The 24257-nt window shown below is 60.2% G+C and carries 27 protein-coding genes; 7 read left to right on the top strand and 20 right to left on the bottom strand.

The annotated features are described in order from the left end of the window. Positions 1 to 125: 125 nt before the first annotated feature. Positions 126 to 848, bottom strand: coding sequence for a DUF1223 domain-containing protein (locus tag ACTIE1_RS01550; protein WP_439560135.1), 723 nt, complete (start codon positions 846 to 848; stop codon positions 126 to 128). Positions 849 to 1087: 239 nt separating this feature from the next. On the opposite strand from ACTIE1_RS01550, the gene acnA reads away from it, so the two are divergent. Both acnA and ACTIE1_RS01540 read left to right on the top strand, forming a co-directional pair. Beyond that, entirely contained in the window at positions 1088 to 3838 is a 2751-nt protein-coding gene (acnA, locus tag ACTIE1_RS01545; protein WP_439560136.1) for an aconitate hydratase AcnA, read from the top strand. 139 nt (positions 3839 to 3977) lie between these two features. Then, positions 3978 to 4373, top strand: a complete 396-nt coding sequence (locus ACTIE1_RS01540) for a hypothetical protein (RefSeq protein ID WP_439560137.1) — start codon at positions 3978 to 3980, stop codon at positions 4371 to 4373. 125 nt (positions 4374 to 4498) lie between these two features. Here the strand turns inward: ACTIE1_RS01540 and ACTIE1_RS01535 are convergent, their stop codons facing one another. The 16 genes from ACTIE1_RS01535 to ACTIE1_RS01460 form a co-directional block, all read right to left on the bottom strand. Then, the gene (locus tag ACTIE1_RS01535; protein WP_439560138.1) at positions 4499 to 4900 is read right to left on the bottom strand and encodes a GNAT family N-acetyltransferase; all 402 of its coding nucleotides are present in this window, start codon (positions 4898 to 4900) and stop codon (positions 4499 to 4501) included. Then, the gene (locus tag ACTIE1_RS01530) at positions 4897 to 5433 is read right to left on the bottom strand and encodes a DsbE family thiol:disulfide interchange protein (protein WP_439560139.1); all 537 of its coding nucleotides are present in this window, start codon (positions 5431 to 5433) and stop codon (positions 4897 to 4899) included. Before ACTIE1_RS01530 ends, ACTIE1_RS01535 begins: the two co-directional genes overlap by 4 nt. After that, positions 5426 to 5581: a heme exporter protein CcmD gene (locus ACTIE1_RS01525; RefSeq protein ID WP_439560140.1), complete on the bottom strand. Its 156-nt coding sequence runs from the start codon at positions 5579 to 5581 to the stop codon at positions 5426 to 5428. Before ACTIE1_RS01525 ends, ACTIE1_RS01530 begins: the two co-directional genes overlap by 8 nt. Further along, positions 5581 to 6312 (bottom strand): heme ABC transporter permease, encoded by a 732-nt coding sequence (locus ACTIE1_RS01520; protein ID WP_439560141.1) that lies wholly within the window; start codon positions 6310 to 6312, stop codon positions 5581 to 5583. Before ACTIE1_RS01520 ends, ACTIE1_RS01525 begins: the two co-directional genes overlap by 1 nt. Positions 6313 to 6364: 52 nt before the next feature. After that, on the bottom strand, positions 6365 to 7021 hold the full coding sequence (gene ccmB, locus ACTIE1_RS01515; RefSeq protein WP_439560142.1) for a heme exporter protein CcmB: 657 nt from the start codon (positions 7019 to 7021) through the stop codon (positions 6365 to 6367). Next, positions 7018 to 7641, bottom strand: a complete 624-nt coding sequence (ccmA, locus tag ACTIE1_RS01510) for a heme ABC exporter ATP-binding protein CcmA (protein ID WP_439560143.1) — start codon at positions 7639 to 7641, stop codon at positions 7018 to 7020. Before ccmA ends, ccmB begins: the two co-directional genes overlap by 4 nt. 66 nt (positions 7642 to 7707) lie before the next feature. Then, the gene (locus ACTIE1_RS01505) at positions 7708 to 8064 is read right to left on the bottom strand and encodes an Mth938-like domain-containing protein (protein WP_439560144.1); all 357 of its coding nucleotides are present in this window, start codon (positions 8062 to 8064) and stop codon (positions 7708 to 7710) included. A 1-nt stretch (position 8065) separates the two neighbouring features. After that, positions 8066 to 9037 carry a protein translocase subunit SecF gene (gene secF, locus ACTIE1_RS01500; protein ID WP_439560145.1) on the bottom strand — a complete coding sequence of 324 codons (972 nt, stop codon included), beginning with the start codon at positions 9035 to 9037 and terminating at the stop codon, positions 8066 to 8068. A gap of 14 nt (positions 9038 to 9051) precedes the next feature. After that, a complete protein-coding gene (gene secD, locus ACTIE1_RS01495) occupies positions 9052 to 10719 on the bottom strand; it encodes a protein translocase subunit SecD (protein WP_439560146.1) in 1668 nt (555 codons plus the stop codon). A gap of 166 nt (positions 10720 to 10885) precedes the next feature. Continuing rightward, a complete protein-coding gene (gene yajC / locus ACTIE1_RS01490) occupies positions 10886 to 11209 on the bottom strand; it encodes a preprotein translocase subunit YajC (protein ID WP_439560147.1) in 324 nt (107 codons plus the stop codon). Positions 11210 to 11391: 182 nt separating this feature from the next. Continuing rightward, positions 11392 to 12162: a squalene/phytoene synthase family protein gene (locus ACTIE1_RS01485; protein WP_439560148.1), complete on the bottom strand. Its 771-nt coding sequence runs from the start codon at positions 12160 to 12162 to the stop codon at positions 11392 to 11394. Continuing rightward, on the bottom strand, positions 12155 to 12886 hold the full coding sequence (locus tag ACTIE1_RS01480; RefSeq protein WP_439560149.1) for a class I SAM-dependent methyltransferase: 732 nt from the start codon (positions 12884 to 12886) through the stop codon (positions 12155 to 12157). The genes ACTIE1_RS01485 and ACTIE1_RS01480 overlap by 8 nt, the downstream gene beginning before the upstream one ends. Further along, positions 12874 to 14502, bottom strand: a complete 1629-nt coding sequence (gene cimA / locus ACTIE1_RS01475; protein WP_439563235.1) for a citramalate synthase — start codon at positions 14500 to 14502, stop codon at positions 12874 to 12876. Before cimA ends, ACTIE1_RS01480 begins: the two co-directional genes overlap by 13 nt. 160 nt (positions 14503 to 14662) lie before the next feature. Beyond that, entirely contained in the window at positions 14663 to 16216 is a 1554-nt protein-coding gene (cysS, locus tag ACTIE1_RS01470; protein ID WP_439563234.1) for a cysteine--tRNA ligase, read from the bottom strand. A 268-nt stretch (positions 16217 to 16484) separates the two neighbouring features. After that, the gene (locus tag ACTIE1_RS01465; RefSeq protein WP_439560152.1) at positions 16485 to 16841 is read right to left on the bottom strand and encodes a DUF5368 domain-containing protein; all 357 of its coding nucleotides are present in this window, start codon (positions 16839 to 16841) and stop codon (positions 16485 to 16487) included. A gap of 82 nt (positions 16842 to 16923) precedes the next feature. After that, the gene (locus tag ACTIE1_RS01460; protein WP_439560153.1) at positions 16924 to 18243 is read right to left on the bottom strand and encodes an NAD(P)/FAD-dependent oxidoreductase; all 1320 of its coding nucleotides are present in this window, start codon (positions 18241 to 18243) and stop codon (positions 16924 to 16926) included. Between the two features lie 190 nt (positions 18244 to 18433). Here ACTIE1_RS01460 and ACTIE1_RS01455 point away from each other — a divergent pair, with 190 nt between their 5' ends. Both ACTIE1_RS01455 and ACTIE1_RS01450 read left to right on the top strand, forming a co-directional pair. Then, positions 18434 to 19207, top strand: coding sequence for a DUF4394 domain-containing protein (locus ACTIE1_RS01455; RefSeq protein ID WP_439560154.1), 774 nt, complete (start codon positions 18434 to 18436; stop codon positions 19205 to 19207). A gap of 273 nt (positions 19208 to 19480) precedes the next feature. Then, positions 19481 to 19996 (top strand): RrF2 family transcriptional regulator, encoded by a 516-nt coding sequence (locus ACTIE1_RS01450; RefSeq protein ID WP_439560155.1) that lies wholly within the window; start codon positions 19481 to 19483, stop codon positions 19994 to 19996. Positions 19997 to 20053: 57 nt separating this feature from the next. Here the strand turns inward: ACTIE1_RS01450 and ACTIE1_RS01445 are convergent, their stop codons facing one another. The 3 genes from ACTIE1_RS01445 to ihfB are packed head-to-tail and all read right to left on the bottom strand — an operon-like array spanning position 20054 to position 21363. After that, positions 20054 to 20713 carry a phosphoribosylanthranilate isomerase gene (locus ACTIE1_RS01445; RefSeq protein ID WP_439560156.1) on the bottom strand — a complete coding sequence of 220 codons (660 nt, stop codon included), beginning with the start codon at positions 20711 to 20713 and terminating at the stop codon, positions 20054 to 20056. Positions 20714 to 20719: 6 nt separating this feature from the next. Further along, entirely contained in the window at positions 20720 to 21073 is a 354-nt protein-coding gene (locus ACTIE1_RS01440; RefSeq protein WP_439560157.1) for a lipopolysaccharide assembly protein LapA domain-containing protein, read from the bottom strand. Positions 21074 to 21075: 2 nt separating this feature from the next. Beyond that, positions 21076 to 21363 carry an integration host factor subunit beta gene (ihfB, locus tag ACTIE1_RS01435; RefSeq protein WP_439560158.1) on the bottom strand — a complete coding sequence of 96 codons (288 nt, stop codon included), beginning with the start codon at positions 21361 to 21363 and terminating at the stop codon, positions 21076 to 21078. A gap of 262 nt (positions 21364 to 21625) precedes the next feature. Here ihfB and ACTIE1_RS01430 point away from each other — a divergent pair, with 262 nt between their 5' ends. The 3 genes from ACTIE1_RS01430 to clpP all read left to right on the top strand — a co-directional run bounded on the left by ACTIE1_RS01430 (position 21626) and on the right by clpP (position 24105). Continuing rightward, on the top strand, positions 21626 to 22816 hold the full coding sequence (locus ACTIE1_RS01430; protein WP_439560159.1) for an RSP_2647 family RNA methyltransferase: 1191 nt from the start codon (positions 21626 to 21628) through the stop codon (positions 22814 to 22816). Continuing rightward, complete coding sequence (locus ACTIE1_RS01425) at positions 22816 to 23355, top strand: RSP_2648 family PIN domain-containing protein (protein WP_439560160.1); 540 nt, start codon at positions 22816 to 22818, stop codon at positions 23353 to 23355. Before ACTIE1_RS01430 ends, ACTIE1_RS01425 begins: the two co-directional genes overlap by 1 nt. Before the next feature lie 126 nt (positions 23356 to 23481). Continuing rightward, on the top strand, positions 23482 to 24105 hold the full coding sequence (clpP, locus tag ACTIE1_RS01420) for an ATP-dependent Clp endopeptidase proteolytic subunit ClpP (protein WP_439560161.1): 624 nt from the start codon (positions 23482 to 23484) through the stop codon (positions 24103 to 24105). Positions 24106 to 24257 lie beyond the last annotated feature (152 nt).

The following is a 24257-nucleotide window of genomic DNA, read 5'->3' as shown; positions in this document are numbered from 1 at the left end:
TCGCGTTGTGGCATCCGCGCAGATGTTGCGCAAATACCCGCATTCCGCCCTGTGGCACTACCAGATTTGCGACAACACCATTCATCAAGGGGCCTGCATGACAGGCTATTCCCTGCGCTGCGCGCTCAACGCTGGCGTGCAGCCGCCAGAATTGGCCCCTGCCCGCGTTCCTGCACCAGAACCACCACCGGACCGGAGCCGTCCAGTGCCACATCCTGTTTGAACGGTTCCAATCCGTCCCATTGCCCGATCACATCCCAATGCGTGACAATGTTATGATAGGTGATCTGGCGGCCCTCATTCTCGCCGCCTGTAATCTCGACATCAGCGGTATTGCGATAACGCACAAGCTGGATATCTGCGGGGGGCTTCAACGGAAAGGGCGATTGCGCGTCAATACGCACCTGCCCGTTCCCGGCAGGCGTAATGGACACTGTGATTTGCTGCCCTGCGGCCATTTCTGCCAGATGGTCCTGAATAAGCCCCATCACCTTCATAGAGGCGGAGCCTTTCACCTCGTCCCGGCCGCCGATAATCATTTGGGGGGTATAGACAGATGCGCGACCGTTCTTGCGCGCATAGGTTTGCTGGCGCGAACTGAACGCAGCCTGGCCAAAGCTGTCGGCCCATCCGATATAGTCCCAGTAATCCACATGCAGCCCCAGCGCGATAACATCGTCGCGCCCGGCAAGCTGTTGAAGGACAACATCGGCAGGCGGACATGCGGCACAACCCTGCGATGTGTAAAGCTCTACGACAACGGGGTTGGTCTGCGCATTGGCAATGGAAACAGATCCCATGACCACCCCGACCAGTGCAAAAGCGGCTTCCCTCGGACGCGGCGCCATTCGCATATTCTTCCCTTCCGGTTTCACAAGCAGGGCTGATCTAACCATGTCCGGAAGATCGCGCCAATCAAGGTTTTGAGAGGAACTGGAAACATGACCTAAAGGCGACACTCCCTCAAGGAAAACATATTTTGTGCACAATGGTATACAAAAACGCGTATTCACCCTTGAACGAAAGCCTGTGATAGGGCAAATGCATAGTCAGCAAAACCCTTCAACCCCTAGAGGGAGGCCACCTCATGACCATAATCGTTGGACAAGACAGCGCGAAGGCGCGCAAAACCCTAAGCGCGGGCGGCAAGACCATTGCCTATTATTCGATCCCTGCCGCCGAAGCAGCGGGTTTGGGCGAATTCTCGAAACTGCCCGCCAGCCTGAAAGTCGTTTTGGAAAACATGCTGCGATTCGAGGATGGCAAGACTGTGTCGCTGGACGACATCAGGGCGTTTTCGGACTGGGGCAAGAATGGCGGCAAGAACCCGCGTGAAATCGCCTATCGTCCGGCCCGCGTGCTGATGCAGGACTTTACCGGCGTTCCTGCGGTGGTGGACCTTGCGGCCATGCGCGACGGGATCAAGGCACTGGGCGGCGACGCGCAGAAAATCAACCCGCTGAACCCCGTCGATCTGGTGATCGACCATTCGGTCATGATTGACGAATTCGGCAACCCGCGTGCGTTCCAGATGAATGTGGACCGCGAATATGAACGCAATATCGAACGCTACACCTTCCTGAAATGGGGACAAAAGGCGTTCAACAACTTCCGCGTTGTGCCACCGGGCACCGGTATTTGCCATCAGGTGAACCTTGAATATCTGGCCCAGACCGTCTGGACCGATGAGGACCAGAACGGCGAGACCGTGGCCTACCCTGATACGCTGGTGGGCACGGACAGCCACACCACCATGGTCAATGGTCTGGCCGTGCTGGGCTGGGGTGTCGGCGGGATCGAGGCAGAGGCCGCGATGCTGGGGCAGCCTGTCTCCATGCTGATCCCCGAAGTGATCGGTTTCAAACTGACCGGCGCGATGGTCGAAGGCACGACCGCAACCGATCTGGTGCTGAAAGTCGTGCAGATGCTGCGCGCCAAGGGCGTGGTCGGAAAATTCGTCGAATTCTATGGCGAAGGGCTGGACCACCTGCCGCTGGCCGACCGTGCGACCATTGCCAACATGGCCCCCGAATACGGCGCAACCTGCGGCTTCTTCCCCATCGATCAGGAAACGCTGCGCTATCTTGAACAGACCGGCCGCGACAAGGACCGCGTGGCGCTTGTCGAAGCCTATGCCAAGGAAAACGGCTTCTGGCGCGGGGCGGATTACGCGCCCGTCTATACCGACACGCTGGAACTGGATATGGGCACGGTTGTTCCCGCCATTTCCGGCCCCAAGCGTCCGCAGGACCACACGGCACTGGATCAGGCTGCGCAGAAATTCCTTGATGTCGTGTCCGAATATCGCGGCACCGCAACAAATGCAGAAGCCGCCGAAATGGCAGACGAAGGCCCTGCCCCCACCGCACCGGCAGACCCGCGCAAAACCGCCAAGGTGGACGGCGAGGATTACACGCTGCGCGACGGCTCGGTGGTGATTGCCTCCATCACGTCATGCACCAACACATCGAACCCCTATGTGATGATCGGGGCCGGTCTGGTGGCACGCAAGGCGCGTGCGCTGGGTCTGACCCGCAAGCCCTGGGTGAAAACCTCGCTCGCGCCCGGCTCTCAGGTCGTGTCGGCCTATCTGGAAGCGGCAGAGCTGCAAGAGGATCTGGACGCCATCGGCTTCAACCTTGTGGGCTATGGTTGCACCACCTGTATCGGCAATTCCGGCCCCCTTCAGGAAGAAATCTCCAAGGCGATCAACGATAACGACCTGATCGCAACCTCGGTCCTGTCGGGCAACCGCAACTTTGAAGGGCGCATCAGCCCGGATGTGCGCGCGAACTATCTGGCCAGCCCGCCGCTGGTGGTGGCCTATGCGCTGGCCGGTGACATGAATATCGACATCACCAAAGACCCGATCGCGCAGACCCCCGACGGCAAGGATGTCTACCTGAAAGACATCTGGCCCACCCAGAAGGAAGTTGCCGAACTGGTCGAACGCACCGTGACGCGCGATGCCTTCATGTCGAAATACGCCGATGTCTTCAAAGGTGACGAAAAATGGCAGTCTGTGCAGACCCCGGATTCGGAAACCTATGACTGGCCAGCGTCTTCGACCTATATCCAGAACCCGCCCTATTTCCGCGACATGGGGGCCGAAGCAGGCACCATTTCCGACCTGAAAGGGGCGCGTATTCTGGCCATTCTGGGCGACATGATCACCACGGACCACATCAGCCCGGCAGGCAGCTTCAAGGCCGAAACACCGGCTGGCAAATACCTGACCGAACGTCAGGTGCCCGTGCGTGAATTCAATTCCTACGGGTCGCGCCGTGGCAACCACGAAGTGATGATGCGCGGCACATTCGCCAATATCCGCATCAAGAACGAAATGCTCGAAGGGGTCGAAGGCGGCTACTCCAAGGGGCCGGACGGGCAGCAGACGTCCATCTATGACGCGTCCATGGCGTATCAGGAACAAGGCACGCCACTGGTTGTGATCGGCGGTGTGGAATATGGCGCAGGTTCCAGCCGTGACTGGGCCGCCAAGGGCACCAACCTGTTGGGTGTCAAGGCTGTGATCGCGCAGTCCTTTGAACGGATCCACCGCTCCAACCTTGTGGGTATGGGCGTCATTCCGTTTGAGTTCACTGGCGATGACAACCGGAAAACCCTTGGCTTGACCGGTCAGGAAACGATTTCCATCAGCGGGTTGGAAGGCGATCTTAAACCATTGTCCGAAGTGCCCTGCACCATCACCTATGAAGATGGCACCGAGAAGGTCATCACCCTGAAATGCCGTATCGATACCGGCATTGAAAAGGAATATGTCGAACATGGCGGCGTGCTGCATTATGTGCTGCGCGATCTGGCAAAATCCGCCTGACCCCACCTTTCCGGTGAAACAAGACATCCAAGCCCCCGGCCCGTGCGGTCGGGGGCTTTTTGTCACAATGCTGTCGGTTGACGTCATGGCGAGGGCGGATTAGTCAGCAGCATCATCCCACGCAAAAGAGATGCCCACCATGTCCACCCGCGTCATTGCCCTGTCCATTCTGGCACTTGTGCTGGGGTTCATTGTACTTATGGCGTCGGTCACCTTCTTCGTGCGCGACCCGTTACCGATTGTGGGGGCGAACCAGACGCTGTTGCTGCACACGGTCGAGATACAGCCGCAAATCCGCACCGCTGTGGCCATTGATGGCGGGTATCGCGTCGACGTGACAGTCGAGCATGCGGAAACACAGGACCCGCACGCACAACTGCGCCCCACCGGCGGATCAGAAATTACGCTGGACACAGGTACGGACAGCACAGGCGCGTGGTCAGGGTCAGGTCAGATGACACGACCGGGCCGCTGGGAACTGGTCCTGACAGTCGGCCCCACCCGAGAGGTGATCCCCTTCATCGTGCGGGAATGATCACACCATCCGTCTTTATCAAGCGCGTATGGTGTTCGCGCAAGAAAGCGCGCGACATGCTCAAACTTGTTTGTTTTGAATGTTCCATAAGCTCAAAACCGGTTCCCACTTTTGCGCAACATGCACTAGCCCCGCTGCGCAAAAACGAATGCCCCCTCATGCCGGCGAAAGCCCGCAGCCTCGTAAAAACTGACGGCACCGGGCGCGGAAAGCAGCAGACAGGTTTTGACAGCGGGGGCCGCGTCGGCGGTCTGCGCCAGCAACGCCTTGCCAATGCCCCTGCCCTGATAGGCACTGTCCACGCACAGATCAGAACAATACAGGCAATAGGCCCAGTCCGTGATGGACCGCGCCACGCCCACTAGCCGCCCTTCATCGCGGGCCGTGACGATGATCTGCGCACCGCGCAGCATGGCATCCAGCCGCGCCATGTCAGACGGACGCCGCGGCGCCAGTCCGGACGCCTGCAGGGCATGCGCGAATTCATCCACACCCAGATCAGGTTCCAGCCCGTAGGTTATGGTCATTGCGCCGCCGCCCGTTCCATTGCGGGGCGAATACGGTTCGCCACGACATCGCGCGTAATCGGTCCGGCGAAGCGCAGAATAATCGTTCCGTCACCGGCAACGACATAGGTTTCAGGCACACCATACAGGCCCCAATCCAGCGCCATACGCCCCGATGCATCCTGCCCGCTGGCCGCAAAAGGATTGCCCAGCTCATCCAGAAAATCCAATGCACGATCAGCCTGATCACGGTAGTTTATGCCATAGACGGGCACTTCCTCGGCCAGTTCTTCCAGCAGCGGGTGTTCCGCACGGCACGGCGCACACCATGACGCCCAGTAATTGACCAGCTTGACCTCTCCGTCGCGCAGCGTGCCATCGTCGAATAACGGCAATTCGCCCAGTTGGGTCAACATCACCCCCGGGGCTTCCTGCCCCTCTCGCGCGGAAGGCAGGGCTTCGCGGTCATCGCGCATATTTCCGAACCAGAACAATGCCGCCAGCGCCACAAACAGCAGCGGTGGCAAAAACATCAATGGTCTAAATTTACCCATTTCCGACCTTTCGGCTTTCAACCTCATTCAGTTGCTGGCGCACTGCGCGCCCGCGCAACCAATACCACAACGCCAGCCCCCCAATCAGCCCGAGAGAGGCCAGATAGGCCAGCGACACTTCCATCACATAGCGTCCCAGATCAGGCATCAAACCATCCTTTCACGCGCAACAAGCGCCTTCATGCGGCGTGCACGGATTTCAGTGCGTGTACCGGCCAGAACAAGCGCCACGAATATCAAACCAAAGCCCGCCATACTGACATAAAGCGGCGCCTTGTATGCCCAATCCATCCGCGTTCCGGGCGCAACCGACAGGGACGCCCCCTGATGAAGTCCCTGATTCCAGAACAACGCCGCATAGCGCGACAAAACAGCAAACACCGACCCCACAAGGCACAGCACCGCTGTCAGGTCCGCGCCTGTATCAGGGTCGTCAATCGCGGACCACAATGCGATATATCCCAGATAGAACAAAAACAGGATCAGGAAAGATGTAAGCCGCGGGTCCCACGCCCACCATGTCCCCCACATGGGCTGGCCCCAGACCGCACCGGTCAGCAACCCGATGAAGGTCATGGTCAGGCCAATGGGGGCCGCAGCCTTGGCCGCAAGCGCGCTGACATGGTGCCTGCGGATCAGCCAGACCAGCGACGCCACAAGCATCATGACCCATGCATTGATGGCCATCATCGCGGCAGGCACATGAAGAAACACAATCTTGACTGTGGACCCCTGCCGGAAATCATCGGGCGTAAAGAAAAACCCCCATATCAAGCCTGTCGCGGTTGTCACCACAGCCGCAATCGCCACAACCGGCAACAGCCAGTCCGTGGTGCGCATGAATTTCAGCGGGTTCGCATATTCCCAAAGCGATGCCATAACGCTCACCTATCCTCAGTTGGGGTCGCTCTCAAGACTGTCGCGCAGCCCTTCACCGAAGGTTTATCCGGATCACAAGGGCAGATGCAAAGGGCAATAATGCCACAGCCCCCGCCGTGATGCCCGCCAACAGCGCCACTGGTGTGCCGACGTCCAGCCCCTGCGCACCGCGCGCCACAACTTCGGCGCCAAAAACCAGTGTCGGAATATACAGCGGCAGGATCAGCAGCGACAACAACAGCCCGCCACGCTTCAGCCCCACAGTCAGTGCCGCCCCGAATGTGCCAATCACCGACAGGGCCGGTGTGCCAAGGGCCAGTGACAGCACCAGCCACCCATAGGCCTGGGGCGGCAGATACAGCAGCAGCCCCAGCACCGGCGACACCAGCACCAGCGGCAGGCCCGTCGTCAGCCAATGCGCCAGCGCCTTGATGGACACAACCCCTTCCAGCGGCACAGGGGCCGTTGCCAGCAAATCCAGCGATCCATCCTCATAATCCAGCGCGAATATGCGGTCCAGCGACAGCAGGCACGCCAGCAGCGCGCCCACCCACAGAATTCCCGGGGCAATCCGCGCCAGAATATCCGGCTCTGGCCCCACCCCCAGCGGGACAAGAACCGCTATGATCAAAAAGAACGCTAGCCCCAGCCCGAAGCCCCCGCCTGCACGAAAGGCAAGGCGCAAGTCACGGATCAACAATGCTGTCACAAAAATGCCTCGTCAAAATGGCCACTGCCGGTTTGGTGCAAATCCGCCTTGAACGGCGTCAGGTCAAGGATCTCTGCCTCTGGCAGGCCCAGATCAATATGGGTGGCCATAAGCGCCATGCCCCCCTTGCCCAGATGCGCCCGCACAACACCCGCGAACAACGCAACGGACGCGGCATCCAGCGACACTGTCGGCTCGTCCAGCACCCAGACGGGCCGCCCTGTGACGATCAGCCGCGCCAGCCCCAGACGCCGCTTCTGCCCTGCGGACAAATTCTGCGCCGCACGGCCCGCAAGCGCGCGCAGGTTCATCTGCTCAAGTGCGGCATCAATGCCACGCGTCCCGTAAATCGCTGCCCAGAAAGTCAGGTTCTCGGCCACACTCAGCGTTGTTTTCAACCCGTCTGCATGTGCCGCATACGCGATGGAGTCGGGCGCAGATGTGATCTCGCCCGCAATCGGCGGCTGCAACCCCGCCACAGTGCGCAGCAATGTGGTCTTGCCGCAGCCATTGGGACCGCGCAACACCAGCGCCTGACCGGCCGACAGTGAAAACCCCACCCCTTCCAGCAGGGGCAGCCCGCCACGGGCACATGCAACACCAGAAACACTTAGCCCCAATATGCGTCCCCTTTTTGCCAAGTACTGCGGCGGCGCTTCATCTTGCCAAAAATACTCAAATTTCGCCTAGCCGACTGGCAGCAACGCAACCGCAACCCGCCGCTGCTCGGACAGCAGCACGTTATAGGTGCGGCATGCGGCCGGGCTGTCCATGATATCAACGCCGATCTCTGCCGCTTCAAGCCGCTCTCGCAATGCGGGCGGGATATGCGCGATCGCGCCGCCTGTACCGATAAACAGCACATCCACCTGACCGGCCAGTTGCAGCAACGCATCATGGTCGTCATACCCGCCCCAAGGCAGTACCTGTCCGGACACCAGCAAAAGCGGCGCGGCATGCGCCACACCGCCAATGCGGAAGAAATCCTTCCCATACCCGTCAACTGGCTGTTCTGTCCCGAACTGGACTTCGGACAGGCGCATCCTACCCCTCCTTGACGCCGAATTGGGTGCCAGCGGAATCGCCCGAATTCTTCGACCAGTCGCGTTTGACGCCCAAACGCAGCAATACCGCCGATGCAACGAATACCGATGAATAGGTGCCGACAATCACGCCCCAGATCATCGCAAAGACGAAGCCCCGGATCACATCGCCGCCCAGCACAAACAACGAGATCAGCGCCAGCAAGGTTGTCACCGATGTCATCACTGTGCGCGACAGGGTATCGTTGATGGACAGGTTCAGAACCTCTTTCATCGGGCGTTTCTTGAACTTGATCAGGTTCTCGCGCACGCGGTCGAAGACAACCACCGTGTCATTCAGCGAATACCCCACGATAGTCAGCAGCGCTGCAATAATGGCCAGATCGAACCGTATCTGCAAAACGCTGAACACACCGATGGTCAGCACCACATCATGCACAAGCGCCGCGACCGCCCCGACCGAGAATTGCCATTCAAACCGCAGCCAGATGTAGAACAGCACCGCCGCCAGCGCGAGCACCACCGAGATGACAGCAGACTGGATCAATTCCCCCGACACTTTCGGGCCGACAGAATCCACCGCAGCAAAGGTCAGGCTGGGGTCCACGGCCTGCAATGCGTCGCGCACCGCGCCAATCTGTTCGGGGGTGATCGCCTCGACCCCTTCTTGGGCCTGAATGCGCACCATGGCGACATTGCGGTCAGATGCGAATGCAGGGTCAAAGACTTCGGTGATGGCCACATCCCCGAACCCCAGATCCGCAATCGCGCCGCGATAGGCGGCAATATCAACAGGGGCCTGCGCTTCGGTCCGGATGGACGTGCCCCCCCGGAAATCGATCCCGAAATTCAACCCCATCACCAGAAAGGCCGCAATGGACAGCACCATCGCCACCGCAGATGCACCGAACGTGACCTTCCAGTGGCGGAAGAACTCGATATTTGTGTCCTGTGGAACAAGTTTCAATCGCATATGCTTGTGTTCCTTCAGATGGCCAGGGTTTTCGGGCGGCGGCGTTCAAAATAGATGACCATCATCAAGCGGGTCACCATAAGTGCGGTAAAGACCGATGTCAGAATGCCCAGCCCCAATGTCACAGCGAACCCGCGCACAGGGCCTGACCCCATTGCAAACAGGATAAGCGCCGTGATGAATGTCGTGATATTGGCGTCCAGAATGGCCGAGAGTGCCTTCTCATAGCCCAGCTCAATCGCGCGTGCAGGGCCTTTGGCAGTGCGCATTTCCTCTCGGATGCGTTCAAAAATCAGCACTGTTGCATCAACGGCCATCCCGATGGTCAGCACAATGCCCGCGATCCCCGGCAATGTCAGTGTGGCCCCGATCAGCGACAGCAGCGCGAAGATCATCGACACGTTCAGCACCAGCGCAATATTCGCGATGATCCCGAATATCCCATAGCTGGCCAGCATGAAGCCCAGCACCGCAATCATGGCGACAATGGCCGCGATTTTGCCCGCATCAATGCTGTCCTGCCCCAGTTCCGGCCCGACAGTGCGTTCTTCCAGAAAGTCCATTTCCGCAGGCAACGCACCAGATCGCAGCAGCACGGCAAGGCGGCTTGTCTCCTCGACGGTGAAGCGTCCGGTAATTATGCCCGACCCGCCCGCGATATGGCTTTGGATCACCGGCGCGGACACGACTTCACTATCCAGCACAATCGCGAACGGATTGCCGATATTTTCAGCCGTATACAGGCCAAAGGCGCGACCACCAGCCGGATTGAACCGGAAATTCACCGCGGGGCGGTTGTTCTGGTCCATGCCCGGTTGCGCATCGACCAACTGGTCGCCAGTCACAACAGGGGTCTGATCGACAATATAGTACGTTCCGGGCTCGTCCATGGACGGGTAGATCACGTTGCGCGGGCCAGGCACTTCGTCAGGGTCGGATGTGACACGCACAACCGAATGGAAGGTCAGGCGCGCCGTTGTGCCGATAAGGGCTTTCAGTTCCTCGGCCGATCCGATGCCGGGCACCTGAATCAGAATGCGGTCTGCCCCCTGACGCTGGATAGTGGGTTCGCGTGTGCCTGCCTCATCGACGCGGCGGCGGATAATTTCCAGCGACAGCCGCATCGTGCGTTCATCAGTGGCCGCGCGTTCAGCCTCGGACAGGGTGACGACGATATCCTCTCCGTCAATGCGGACATCCAGATCGCGGGCCGCGCCGAACCCGCCAAGGGATTCAGTGGGTTGCGCAAGTTCGCGCACATAGCCGGCAGCCTGTTCAATGGCCCCCGCATTGGCCACACGCACGCGCAACTCACCCGCATCATCGGATGGCATACGCCGCACCGCGCCGACAGTTCCACGTTCGGACGCCAGCCTGTCGCGCACAGCGGGCCACATTCCGTCAATCCGGTCCGCATACACATCGGACACGCGCACCTCGGCCAGAAGATGCGCGCCGCCGCGCAGATCAAGACCAAGATTGACCAGAAACCCCGGCAAAAATCCGGGCCATGCCGCCCTGTCCGCTTCCAATGCGGCACCGCTTTGGCCCGTGTCCAGCGCGACGACAGCATCATTATGCCGTTCCACCCGATCATAAAACAGGTTCGGCATGGCAAACAGAAGCGCAAGCGCGCAGGTTGACCAGATCAGGATGCGTTTCCACATCGGTATTTGCAACATTGGCGCGTGGTCCCCGTGGTATCAGTATGTTCAGGGCATCTTTGTATCCTGATGCGGCATTTCAATGCCCTGACACAGTGTTATCTTCAAATGCGGCGAAAAGCGCCGCCCCATTCGCCAGCCAAACGGACAAACGGACGGGCCGGCGCATCATCGAAAGGCAGCTTCAGTCCTTGGTGGCCGGTTCGGTCTTGGACATGACGGTCGCAATGGTCTGTTTGACCACACGCACCTTCACGCCTTCGGCAATCTCGACTTCCAGTTCGCCATCTTCCTTGACCTTGGTCACCTTGCCGATCAACCCGCCTTGCGTCACAACCTGATCGCCACGGCGCAGCGCATCAACCATGGACCGGTGTTCCTTCATCTTCTTTTGTTGTGGACGGATCAGCAGGAAATACATGATCACGAAAATCAGAACAAACGGGATGATCGAAATCAAACCACCGGCGGCACCGGCATCTTGCGCATAGGCGGGGGTGACGAACATGGAAGCTCCTTAAGGCTGTGGCGCCCGACAGGCGGGCATATTGGCCGCCCGCGCAACATATGTGCAGGGGCGGAATTGGCGCGCACCCTACTGGCAGGGCGGGGCCTTGGCAAGGCAGCGCAAGGCGCAATCGAACCCGCATTCGCGCCATATGGCGCAGATCACGATAAAAATTCCGGCAGCTACCAACGGCCCGACAGCGCGCGCAGCATCAACACCCCGCGCCGCCGGAATTCCGAGCGCAGCAAACCACCTTGCGCCACAAGTTCGGGGCGCTGTGCTGCGCGCTGCAAAATGGCACCGGCCTGCCAGCCCGTCAGCATAACCGGCAGGATGGGGGCGGGCACCGCGCGACGCTGCGCGCGCGCGCGTGCAAGTTGCGCCAGCCCGTCGCGTGCCAGCCCCGCAACGGCACTGTCGCGCCCGTCCACAAGCGGGATGCGCCCTGCCGCCTGAAGCTGCGGGATTGCCACCATCCAGTTCGCCAGTCCGGACGCGAAGGCCATGGCGCGCACGGGGCCCTCGGAGTGCGGCGGGGCACCAAGCGCCAGCGCCGCCAGCCACATCAGATTGCCCGACGTCGCGTCAAGATGCGCGCGAAACGCCGCATCATCCGCGAAGGGCGCGCGGTAGATGTCCCATTGCCGCGCCGCGACAAGCCCCTGCCCCAGCGCAACCGGCAAATCCGCAGCGCGCCAAAGCTGCGCCAGCGGCGCGGCGACATGATGGGCGCGCGCGGGTTTGCCTGCCGCGATATCGTCCAGCACATCGGTCCAGAACTGCAGGCGCATTTCGGCAATCAGCGGTTCCTGCGTCACCCACGGGGCGCGCGCAACTTCAAGATTGAACGCATATAGCGGCCACAGCCGCGCGCGCGCGCTGTCAGATGCGGCGATGGTCGCGGCATAGCGGTCAGGATCGCCTTGCTGCACAAGGGCTGCAAGTTCATCCATCAATCGGGGCCACGACCATCAACGCATAGGCAATTTCAGAAGGCGCGGCCTTCCAGCGGGCAATTTCCTGTTCCGCCTCGTCCAGTGCCTCGGCCAGAACGCCTGTTGCACTCGGGCGCAAGCTGGCAATGCGTTTGGACATCGGGGTATAATAGGCTTCCCATGCGGCGCCAATTTGCATCTGTTCGCCCAGCACACGGAACCCCGCCGCCGCGACGCGCGCACGAATGCCCGCGACATCGGTGATCTGCGGATATTCCGCCCAGAACGCGCGCGCTGCCGCAGACGGGCGTGGCAGCAGGCAGGGTTCGGAAAACGCCACCGCGCCCCCCGGCGCCAGCGCGCCGCGCCACAGGCGCAACGCTTCCGTGATGCCCAGGAAATACACCGCGCCCGCGCACCAGATCAAATCATAGGGGCCGGTCAGTTTCGCCATATCGCCCTGACGCACCTGCACGCGGTCCCCGAAAGGGGCCGTGCGTTTCTGCGCCGCCGCCACGAATTGCGCAATCTGGTCCACGGCCTCGATCCGCGCGCGGGGGCGTTCCTTGGCCAGCGTCACGGTATCGGCCCCCGACCCGCAGCCCGCGTCACAAATGCGCGCCTCTGCGGGGGTCGCGGCCACCGACAGCGCCCAACCCAGATCGGCCGCCGCCCCCGGCCCTTCGCGCGCCAGATCGCTATATAGGGTCAGAAAGGCATCATCCGGTGTCAGGTCTTGCATGGTTCCACCCCGTCGCGCAGGAATTTCCAGATCACAGCATCCAGCAGCGCCTCGAAGCTGGCGTCGACTATGTTGGGCGACACGCCCACAGTTGACCAGCGCCGCCCCTGCCCGTCCTCGCTGTCAATGATAACGCGGGTCACGGCCTCGGTCCCGCCTTGGGTGATGCGCACCTTGAAATCGACCAGCTTCATATCGTCAATCGCATCCTGATAGGGGCCAAGATCCTTGGCCAGTGCCTTGGACAGCGCATTGACCGGCCCGCGATCATGCCCTTCGCTGTCCATCGATTCCGACACGGACAGTTTCTTTTCATCCCCGATTTTCACGACAACCACAGCCTCGGACAGGGTGACGATCTGGTTATACTTGTTCTTGCGCCGTTCCACCGTGACGCGGTAGCGCTTGACCTCGAAGAAATCGGGCACCTGCCCCAACGCACGCCGCGCCAGCAATTCGAAACTGGCCTGTGCGCTGTCATAGGCATAGCCCTGATCCTCGCGCACCTTGATCTGGTCCAGAATGGCCCCCAGCCGCGCATCGCCCTTGTCCACATTCACGCCCATATCGGCCAGCCGCAGGCGCAGGTTCGACTGCCCCGCCTGATTGGACATGGGCACAATGCGGGCATTGCCCACCTGCGCGGGGTCGATATGTTCATAGGTTGTGGGGTCTTTCAAAATCGCGCTGGCATGCAACCCCGCCTTGTGCGCGAAGGCCGACGCCCCCACATAGGGCAGGCTGCGCAGCGGCACGCGGTTCAGAATATCATCCAGCTTGCGCGAAATACGCAACACCCCCTTCAGCGCGTCCTTGCTGACACCTGTTTCAAACCGGTCTGCATAGGCAGGTTTCAGCAGCAATGTCGGGATCAGCGTAATCAGGTTGGCATTCCCGCAGCGTTCCCCCAACCCGTTAAGGGTGCCCTGTATCTGGCGCGCGCCCGCATCCACCGCCGCCAGCGAACAGGCCACCGCCTGCCCTGTGTCATCATGGCAATGAATGCCAAGCCGCGCGCCGTCGATGCCGCTGTCGATGACCGCACGGGTGATGGTGCCAATCTCTGGCGGCAGGGTGCCCCCGTTTGTGTCGCACAGCACCACCCAGCGCGCGCCCGCGTCATAGGCGGCATGCAGGCATTTCAGCGCGTAATCGGGATTGGCCTTGTAGCCGTCGAAGAAATGCTCGGCGTCGAAATGCGCCTCGCGCGCCTGCGCGACACAATGCGCGATAGAGGCGCGGATATTGTCCAGATTGTCGTCAAGGCTGATGCCCAGCGCCGTGGTGACGTGGAAATCATGCGACTTGCCCACAAGACACACCGCATCGGTGCCCGCATTCAGCACCGCCGCCAGCACATCATCATTTTCGGCAGACCGCCCTGCGCGTTTGGTCATGCCAAAGGCCGTGAAGACGGCGTTGGTTTGCGGCTTGTCGGCAAAAAACTCGCTATCCGTGGGGTTCGCGCCGGGCCAGCCGCCCTCGATATAGTCAATGCCAAGGCTGTCGAGCATGGCCGCGATCTGGTGCTTTTCCGGCGTGGAGAACTGCACGCCCTGCGTCTGCTGGCCATCGCGCAGGGTAGTGTCATAGAGGGTGAGGCGTTCGCGGGTCATGTGTGTGCCTCGCCTTGTTTTTCGTGTGGTTGAATGCGCAGCACTTCACAGTAGCCCAAGCCTGCGCAAAGCGCAGGCAGCGCCCGTCCCGCCCCCCCACGGGGCGGGCGCTTCGCTTCCTTCCCGTGCCAGACGGGCGCGGCAGTGACGAGATGATAGGTCATTTCAAGACTTCCAGTTCGAGTAAAAGCTGCGAGGCGACGACCCCGACATATCTGTCAATCAAACTGTCCACACTAATGCTGCCGTCAGATTTGTAGAGATCACCAAAAATCTCGCGACGCTTAAGTTCGCCAAGACTGTTCATGTAGTCGTCAGCAAAATCTAACGATGTTGTCGGCTGGACTTTTCCATCTGGCATGTCTTTGATTGCGATCCCACGTTCTTTGAGCTCATCGCGAATCCAATCGGCTCGTGCATAGTCCTTTTGCTCTTTTGCAAGCTGCCGAAGTCGAAGCAATTGTCTGAGATTGTCGTTTGACGCGTCGCGCAGCTTTCGTCTGAAATACCATGCTCCCTGCCCTTCTTCTAAAAGACCCAGTAGGCGCGCATTGAAAAGAAGCGCCCTAGGTTGAACTTCTAGCTTGCGGAGTGCAGCCAGCGCGCCGGGAGTGTTCAAGTCATTCGCAATTTCGTCAAGCACTTCGTCCTGCGCAACATTGGCCGCAAGCACTCCTTCGGTGAGCGTGCGCCATTTAAAGAGTGTTTGGGCAGCTTCTTCCGCCTTATCCGCGGTCCAATCCATCGGACTTCGATAATGTGTCATCAGCATGACATAGCGAATAACTTCGCCTGGAATCCCTTTCTCCAACAAATCCCGCACCGTGAAGAAATTGCCCAAGGACTTGGACATTTTCTTGCCCTCCACCTGCACCATTTCATTATGCAGCCAGTAATTCGCAAACCCCGCATCAGGATACGCGCAGCAGCTTTGCGCGATCTCGTTCTCGTGGTGGGGAAATTGCAGGTCGATCCCGCCACCGTGAATGTCGAAACTGGCCCCTAACAACTCATGTCTCATGGCGCAACAATCAATATGCCAGCCCGGACTACCCAGTCCCCATGGGCTGTCCCAACCGGGCAGGCCCGCACCGGACGGTTTCCACAACACAAAATCCATCGGGTCACGCTTATAGGGGGCCACTTCCACCCGCGCGCCCGCAATCATGTCATCCACAGACCGCCCCGACAGCCGCCCGTATTCGGGGTAGGACCGCACATCAAACAGCACATGCCCCGACACCTCATAGGCGTGGCCCTTGGCGATCAGCCCGTCAATCATGGCAATCATCTGGGTGATGAACTGCGTCGCGCGCGGCTCCGCAGCAGGAGAGATCACGCCCTTCACAGAAGGGCGCAACGCGCCCAGCGCGTCCATATCGGCGTGATACCAGTCAATGGTTTCATCCGTCAGCGCCTGCACAATCGCATTCAGCGGGCGCGCATCGCCGTCTGCCTGCATCTGTGCGGCGCGCGCGTTGATCTTGTCATCCACATCAGTGAAATTGCGCACATAGGTGACATGCCCCTCGCCATAGACATGGCGCAGCAACCGGTACAGCACATCAAACACCACGACAGGGCGCGCATTGCCCAGATGGGCGCGGTCATAGACCGTGGGGCCACAGACATACATCCGCACATTGTCACGGTCCAGCGGGGTGAAATCTTCCCGCTTGCGGGTGCGCGAATTGTGCAACCGTATCTTGGTCATGTCCTCTCCTCTCGGGCCAGTCTGGCGCGCGGGCGGGGGATCACTCGATCAGGGAAATGAAAACAAGACCACCCGCCGGAAACTCAGCGGCAAATGCAGCAGCAAATCATGCAGGTCAAGCGGTTCATGGCGCGACCATACGCGCGCCCCCCACGGCTGCCAAGCCCAAAAACGCGAAAGCCCGCGCCTTTGGGAGGAAGGGCGCGGGCCAGAGGACCTGTATCATGCAGGAGGACACGCACAGGCAGTGCCTTGGTGTTGCAATGGCTCAGATGTCAGCTTCCTTGCCACGCATCAACGACTGGACCACATAAACCAGAATTGCGAAACCCACAGCGCCCGCGACAAAAACGCCCAGCAGCACAATCCAGTCGATCGGGCCACCAATGTCACGAAAACCCGAATTCGTCATCATCATCACAAAGGCCACGGCAGCAGCGCCGCCGAAGGGCATGGACAATTGCGCCAGCAGGAACTTGCGCATCGACATCGCGCGATCGCGCACCAGAACATAGACATAGCCAAGGGTCACGATCACAGCGACCGCGACCATAGCCCAGAACAAGCCGCGCCCGAACATTTCCTCGAACACGGCCAGCAGCGTCATCAGGCTGAACTCTTCCATCTTTTCATCCTTTCATGCGGGCCGTTTCATCTTGCCCGAAATACTCGCAGGGGTTCGGGGGCAGCCGCCCCCGAGGGCAGGATCAGGCGCGACCGCGCAGCATTGCGTTATAGGTGGCTTTCAGCGCGACTTCCTTCATCAGCCAGCTGATCCACAACTCCTCCAGCGGGGCAATCACACCGGGGAAGGACGGGGTCAGGTTGTCCTGATAATCGAACTCCACCAGCATGGCGCGGCCAATGCGGGTGATCAGCGGACAGGACGTGTAGCCATCATAGCGGCGTGTGCCTTCGCGCCCCGCAATCTCGCTGACAATCTGGTCCTCGACCACAGGAATATGGAATTTCACCGATGCCGCGGTCTTGCCCTTGGGCACACCGTTAATGTCGCCAATGCCGAAAATATTGGCATAGCGTGCGTGGCGCAGCGTGTGCATGTCCACCTCGATCCAGCCCTGATCGACCCAGCGCTCGGCCCATGACAGGCCCGACTCGCGAATGACTTGCGGTGCGCGCTGCGGCGGGATGACATTGATGAAGTCCCATTTATCCGTCACCTCGCCATCGGGCGTGGTATATGTGGCGGTCTTGGCGCCCAGATCGATGCCTTTCAGCACATGCTGATAGCGGTAGGTGATATCGCGTTCATCCATGATCTGGCGGACGCGGTGGTGAATGACCGGCACGCCGAACAGGTTGGTGGCTTGCGCGTTGTAAATGAAGTCGCATTTGCTGCGGTTGCCCTTGGTGGTGGCAATATCTTCGCCCAGAAAACACAGTTTCACGGGCGCGCCTGCGCATTTCATCTCGGTCGCGGGGCGGCCGAACATGCCGATGCCCCCCTCATCGGTGAACTTGTCCAGCGCCTGCCAGCTAAGTTCCGCATGCTCAGGGCTGGCATAATGGGCCGCGATGCCGTTTTGCGGGCCAGCCATGCTCAGATCAAACCCTTCAATGGCATCCCAGTCCAGCACCAGCCCGGTTGCGACGATCAGGTAATCATACTCGATACGCTGCCCGCCGGTGGTGGTGACGCGGTTTGCGTCGGGGTCCAGTTCGGCCGCATATTCGTTGACATATGTCACACCGCGCGGCAGCCATTGTTCGGTTGACGAAATCGCATAATCCGCCTTGCGCAGCCCCGATGCAATCAATGTGAACCCAGGCTGGTACCAATGCTGCGGGCGGCCATCCAGCACCGTGATCTGTGCACCATCCAGACGCTCGGCCAGACGGTTCGCAATCGCCGCGCCCCCTGCCCCTGCACCCATGATCAGAATGCGTGCATTGGTGCGTTGCGCCTTTGCGGTGGTTCCCGCCGCCCCAAGCGCAAGCGCGGCACTGCCCCCCGCTGCAAGGCCCATGAACCCACGCCGGCTGGTGGCAAGTTTTTGCAGATCCATCTCCGAATCCCCCCATTACATCAAAAAACATAAACACCACATCATATATATATTTACGAATATATGATCCAGATCAAAAACGCATCCTTGCCATTCAGTCCTCACGCGTCTGTGAGAATATTTCTGAAACTATCTGCGGTTGTGGCCGTTCCAGTGTCGTTAACCAACAAAATCTGAAATGGAGATTTTTATGCTCAAGCTAACAACACCCACCGTTCTGGCCGTATTGATGACCACCGGCGCGTCCGCCAGCACCGCGATCGGACTTGCAGGCGACCGCACCCTTGTGTCGATCGATCTGGAGACTGCACAAGTCACCGGCATGCAGGATGTTGACTATGACGGGCGTATTCTTGGTATCGATTTCCGTCCCGCAACGGGCGAGGTGATCGCGGTTACCGACGGGTTTGTCGTTGTGAATGTTGATCCCGCAACCGGCGAATGGTCCGAGGTTGTCACCATGGACACGCCGCTGGAACATGGCGCGGATGATGTCGTGATCGTTGACATCAACCCCGTCCCCGATGCGCTGCGCTTCATGTCGGGCACAACCAACCACCGCGTAAACCTGACCAGCGGTGCTGTCATGATCGATGGCAGCCTGACGTTCACGGACGGGACCGATGGCACACCAATGGTCGGTGGGACGGCCTATGCCAATTCCTTCGGCCAACCCGAAAGCACGATGATGTTCAACATCGACACTGCACTTGCCTCATTGCTGCAACAAACCGCCCCGAATGACGGCGACAACGTGGTGATCGGCGAAACGGGTGCCACATTCGATGGCCCGATCGCTTTCGATATCGCAACAACCGCTGACGGTGAAAACACCGCATGGCTGGTTGCAAATGGCGCATTCCACACAATCGACCTGTCCAGCGGCATGGTCACCGAAAGCTGGGAGATTGAGGCACTTGATGTGGTTCTGCGCGATGTGACGGTGTTCCACGCACAGGATTGATCATCGACAGGTTGCCGGCCCGATGTGTTGGTAACAAGTAATAATTGATCGGGCCATCAGGCGCAGGGCATGCGATGTCCTGCGCCTTTTTGGTTGCCCCCCCTCTCAGCGCGCAACCACCAAACATAGTCTGGCAGCGATCCGCCATTCCAACAGGTTTGATCTTGATCAAAGACACCCTGCGGGGACCGCGATAACACATACCCAAATGTCATGATTTCTTATGCAAGCACATTGCCTGTATGTCGTGCTGAATAGATGGGAGAGTTTTGAATGCGCCTGACAACCCGCACCAATCTGGCACTGCGCACATTGATGTTCTGCGCGGTCAATCATGACACGCTGGTTCGCAAACAGGACGCGGCACAAGCGATCAATGCATCTGAAAACCATCTTGCACAGGTGATCAACAAACTGGGTCAGGACGGGTTCATCACCACCTTGCGCGGTCGTCATGGCGGGTTTCATCTGGCGCGCGATCCGTCCTGCATCAGCGTGGGCGAGGTGTTTCGCGCCTTTGAACAGGGTTTGCCGTTCATGGAGTGTTTTTCGGACACGAACACCTGCCCGCTCAAGGAACATTGCGTCATGCGCCCGCACCTGTCGCGCGCGGTCGAATCCTTCTACAGCGCCCTTGATGATCTGTATCTGTCCGAACTGGTGCACTGCAATTCCGGTCTGGAAGCAATCCTGTCCGTCGAAGGGCCGCGCGTGCCAAAACGCTGCGCGCCGATGCCGCAACCGGACATGGGTGCGGCGGCAGTCATAGCCCCCGAAGCTGTCGCATAGCGCGCGTGCAGGGCGGCAACAGGCGAATGAATGGCCGCTGCACCCGACAGGACGGGGCTAGGTCGGGGCAAGGGCTGATTGCGCTGCCTGAATGAAGGCAGATATGCGTGATGCGTCCTTCACACCGGGACGGGTTTCCACCCCTGAAGAAACATCGATCTGGCGCGCGCCGGTTAGCTGAATGGCCTGCGCGACATTGCTGGCATCAAGACCGCCCGCCAGCATCCAGGGACAGGCCCAGCGCCGACCCGCGATCAGCCGCCAGTCAAAACTCAAGCCGTTGCCGCCGGGCAAATCGGCATCCGGCGACGGTTTGGCATCGACCAGCAACTGGTCGGCAACCTTGCCGTAAATATCCAGATCCTTCAGGTCATCCGGTCCGGCCACGCCCACGGCCTTCATCACCGGCAGCTTGAAGGCCTGGCGCACGGCGCTGACCCGTGCGGGCGTTTCATGGCCATGAAGCTGCAACATATCCAGCGGCACGTCATCAACCAGCGCACGCAGCTGCGCGTCATCGGCGTCAACCGTCAGCGCGACCTTGGCCACGCCTTCGGGCACGGCAAGTGCCAGCGCGCGGGCCTGCGCAAGGGACACATGACGCGGCGATTTGGGGAAAAAGACAAACCCCACATACCGCGCGCCCGCATCAACGGCGGCGCGCACTGTATCGACATCGCTCAGCCCGCAGATTTTTACATGAACCGCGTCTGACATGCGCCCTCAGCGCGCCTCAAGAACCGCAAGCACATCGTCCTTGCGTGTTTGCGGTGCAATGGTCTCAACGCGTTGCAGATCGGCGCGCAAGGCTTGCGCCTCGCGGCGGGCGCGTGCCGCCTCGCTGCGGTAGCCGTGCTCGCGCACCCATTCCCACACAAACCCCAACAGCAGCCCGAAACCGATTGCCAGACCAAGGATGATAAACAGTGGCAGCGTGACGGACAGGTTGAACCCTGTCACCCCGGCCAGCGTATCAGGCAAAAGCTGCACCGTCACAACGGTGCGGTTGGCCAGCGCGATTGTCAGCAGCACCAGTGCGATGATGGTCAATATTGCATAGCGCAAATAGGTCAGCATGGTTATTCCTCAATCCCGTTCAGCCGGTCGCGCAGCAACTTGCCGGTCTTGAAAAACGGCACGGCCTTTTCTTCAACCCTCACACTCTCGCCGGTCCGCGGGTTGCGTCCGATACGCGCATCGCGTTTCTTGACCGAGAACGCGCCAAACCCGCGCAGTTCCACACGCTCGCCGCGCGCAAGCGCTTCTGTGATCTCCTCGAAGATCGTGTTCACAATTCGCTCGACATCGCGCTGGAACAGATGCGGGTTTTCATCAGCTATTATCTGGATCAGTTCCGAACGAATCATTTATGTCACCCCCGTTAACAGGCGCAGCACGTCCCCGCGCTGTCGCGGTGGCAGATGCGCGCTTACGCATTTTTCCAGTGACTATAGGATGAAACTCCATGCGAAGGAATAACCAATAGCCATTGAAACCATGTGCTTTTGCAGCTTTTCGCCCCCGATTGGCAACATTCAGCCACTTGACTGCCTGTTCAGGGCACAGCCGCCCTTCCCTCTTGCCGGTTGCTGGCGTAGGGCTGACGCTGAATGCGAAAAGGTGCGCAACATGTCAAAACACTCCGTCATCCGCCTGAAACCCAAAGCGGAAGCCCGCGCAATCCGCCACGGCTTCCCTTGGGTCTTTGCCAATGAACTGGTCACCGACAGGCGCACCCGCGCCCTGCCCGCGGGCAGCTTCGCAAGGCTGGAGGATGCTGACGGGCGGGCCTTGGGGCTGGTGACCGTCAATCCCGCCTCGAAGATCATTGCACGCATGATGGACCGTGACCCCGACGCGGAAATCACCTGCGACTGGCTTGCCGCGCGCATTTCCCGCGCGCTGGAGCTGCGCACCCGTCTGTATGACGCGCCCTTCTACCGGCTGGCCCATGCCGAGGCTGACGGCCTGCCCGGTGTGGTGATTGACCGCTTTGGCGACGCGGCGGTCATCCAGCCCAATGCCGCATGGGCAGACGCACAGTTTGCGCTTCTGGCGCAAGCGCTTCAGCAGGTGACCGGCGTGTCCATCATCGTCAAGAATGCCAGCGGCCGGTCGCGCGCGCTGGAAGGGCTGGACGAAGAAACCGGCCTGTATTGCGGCGCGCTGAACGGGGCCGTGCCTGTGCAGATGAATGGCGCCACCTATATGGCCGATTTGCTGGGCGGGCAGAAAACGGGGCTGTTTTTCGACCAGCGCGACAACCACGCCTTTGCCGCAAGGCTGGCGGGGGGTGCGCGGGTTCTGGACGTGTTTTCACATGTCGGCGGGTTTGCCCTGGCCGCACTGGCGCAAGGTGCCGCATCCGCGCTAGCGGTGGACAGTTCTGCGCCCGCGCTGGAACTGGCCCAGCAAGGGGCCAGCTTCAGCGGGCTGGATGACCGCTTCCAGACCCGTCAGGGCGATGCCTTCGGCGTGATGGAAGCGCTGGCTGCTGAAGGGGCGCAATTCGATCTGGTGGTCTGCGACCCGCCCGCATTTGCGCCCAGCAAACCGGCACTGGACAAGGGGCTGCGCGCCTATGAACGTGTTGCGCGTCTGGCAGCGCCGCTGGTGGCACCGGGGGGCTATCTGGGGCTGTGTTCGTGTTCACACGCGGCGGACCTGAACAGTTTTCGCAATGCCAGCGCACGCGGGATCGGGCGCGCAGGGCGGCGCGGGCAGCTGATTCACACAGGCTTTGGCGGGGCAGATCACCCGCAACTGCCGCAACTGGCCGAAAGCGGTTACCTGAAGGCTGTTTTCTTCCGGCTGGATTGATGCGCGCGGTTCTGGATGCCTGCGTGCTGTATCCCACAGTTTTGCGCGAAATCCTTGTCGGTGTGGCCGCGCGCGGCGGCTACGCCCCGCTTTGGTCGGCGCGCATTCTTGCGGAATGGCAGCACGCGGCGGCACGGCTGGGACCGGCGGGCGCAACAATCGCCGCAGGCGAAATAGCCCAGCTGCGCAGCCTGTGGCCCATGGCCGAAATTCCCGCCGATCCGGACCTGGAAGCCCGCCTTGACCTGCCCGACGCGGCGGACAAACATGTGCTGGCAACCGCCGTCACCACCAACGCTGATTGCATCATTACACTGAACTTGCGCGATTTTCCTGCACGCGCGCTGCATGTTCACGGGGTCGTGGCCCAAAGCCCCGATACGTTCCTGATGGAACTGTGGCTGGACCGCCCCGCCATTGTCGAACAGGCCGTCCACGCCGCCCGCACCGCGACCGAGGCCGCATCAGGACGCGCGCAGCCGCTGCGCCCGCTGCTGAAACGGGCCAGACTGCCGCGCCTTGGCAAGGCACTGGCGTAAGCTGGCACGCCACGCCGCAGACAAATTCCCGCCTGCCCCTTGCGGCCCCCCAAGCGCAGGACTAAGATTCATGCAACCTATTTATGGTATCCATGACCCGAACAGGTCCACACAAAGGCAGGCGTAATGCAAGATCCGATCGAAACATACATGAACCTTGTCCCCATGGTCGTCGAACAGACCAGCCGCGGGGAACGGGCCTATGACATTTTTTCAAGGCTGCTGAAGGAACGCATCATCTTCGTCACCGGCCCTGTGCATGATGGCATGGCCAGCCTGATTGTCGCGCAGTTGCTGCATCTGGAAGCGGAAAACCCGTCCAAGGAAATCAGCATGTATATCAACAGCCCCGGCGGTGTCGTCACCTCGGGCCTGTCGATTTATGACACGATGCAATACATCAAGCCCAAAGTATCGACCCTTGTTGTCGGGCAAGCGGCAAGCATGGGGTCACTCTTGCTGGCAGCGGGCGAGAAGGGCATGCGATTCTCCTTGCCGAATTCGCGTATCATGGTGCACCAGCCCTCTGGCGGGTTTCAGGGGCAGGCAACGGATATTTCCATCCATGCCCGCGAAATTCTGGAACTGAAGGAACGCCTGAACAAGATTTATGTCCGCCATACCGGCCAGACCCTGAAAAAGGTCGAGGACGCGCTGGAACGCGACAATTTCATGACCGCCGAAATGGCCAAGGACTGGGGTTTGATTGACGAAATCGTGACATCGCGCGCGGATACCGCCAGCGCATGACACGAATTCGGGATCAGGCAGGATTTTTGTAAGGCTTTTTTCAGTTTTGCATTGTTCCTGCCCCCCGACTGACCTACCCTTGAACCACAAGACGGCGAATGCGACAGGTCGAATACGGTCAAAAGGCCCCTGCCGCAGTCAAGACCACAGAG

This window comes from Roseinatronobacter sp., assembly GCF_051859525.1.
GTDB lineage: Bacteria > Pseudomonadota > Alphaproteobacteria > Rhodobacterales > Rhodobacteraceae > Roseinatronobacter.
The sequence above is the reverse complement of the archived record's forward strand: the minus strand, read 5'-3'. Positions and strand labels throughout refer to the sequence as shown.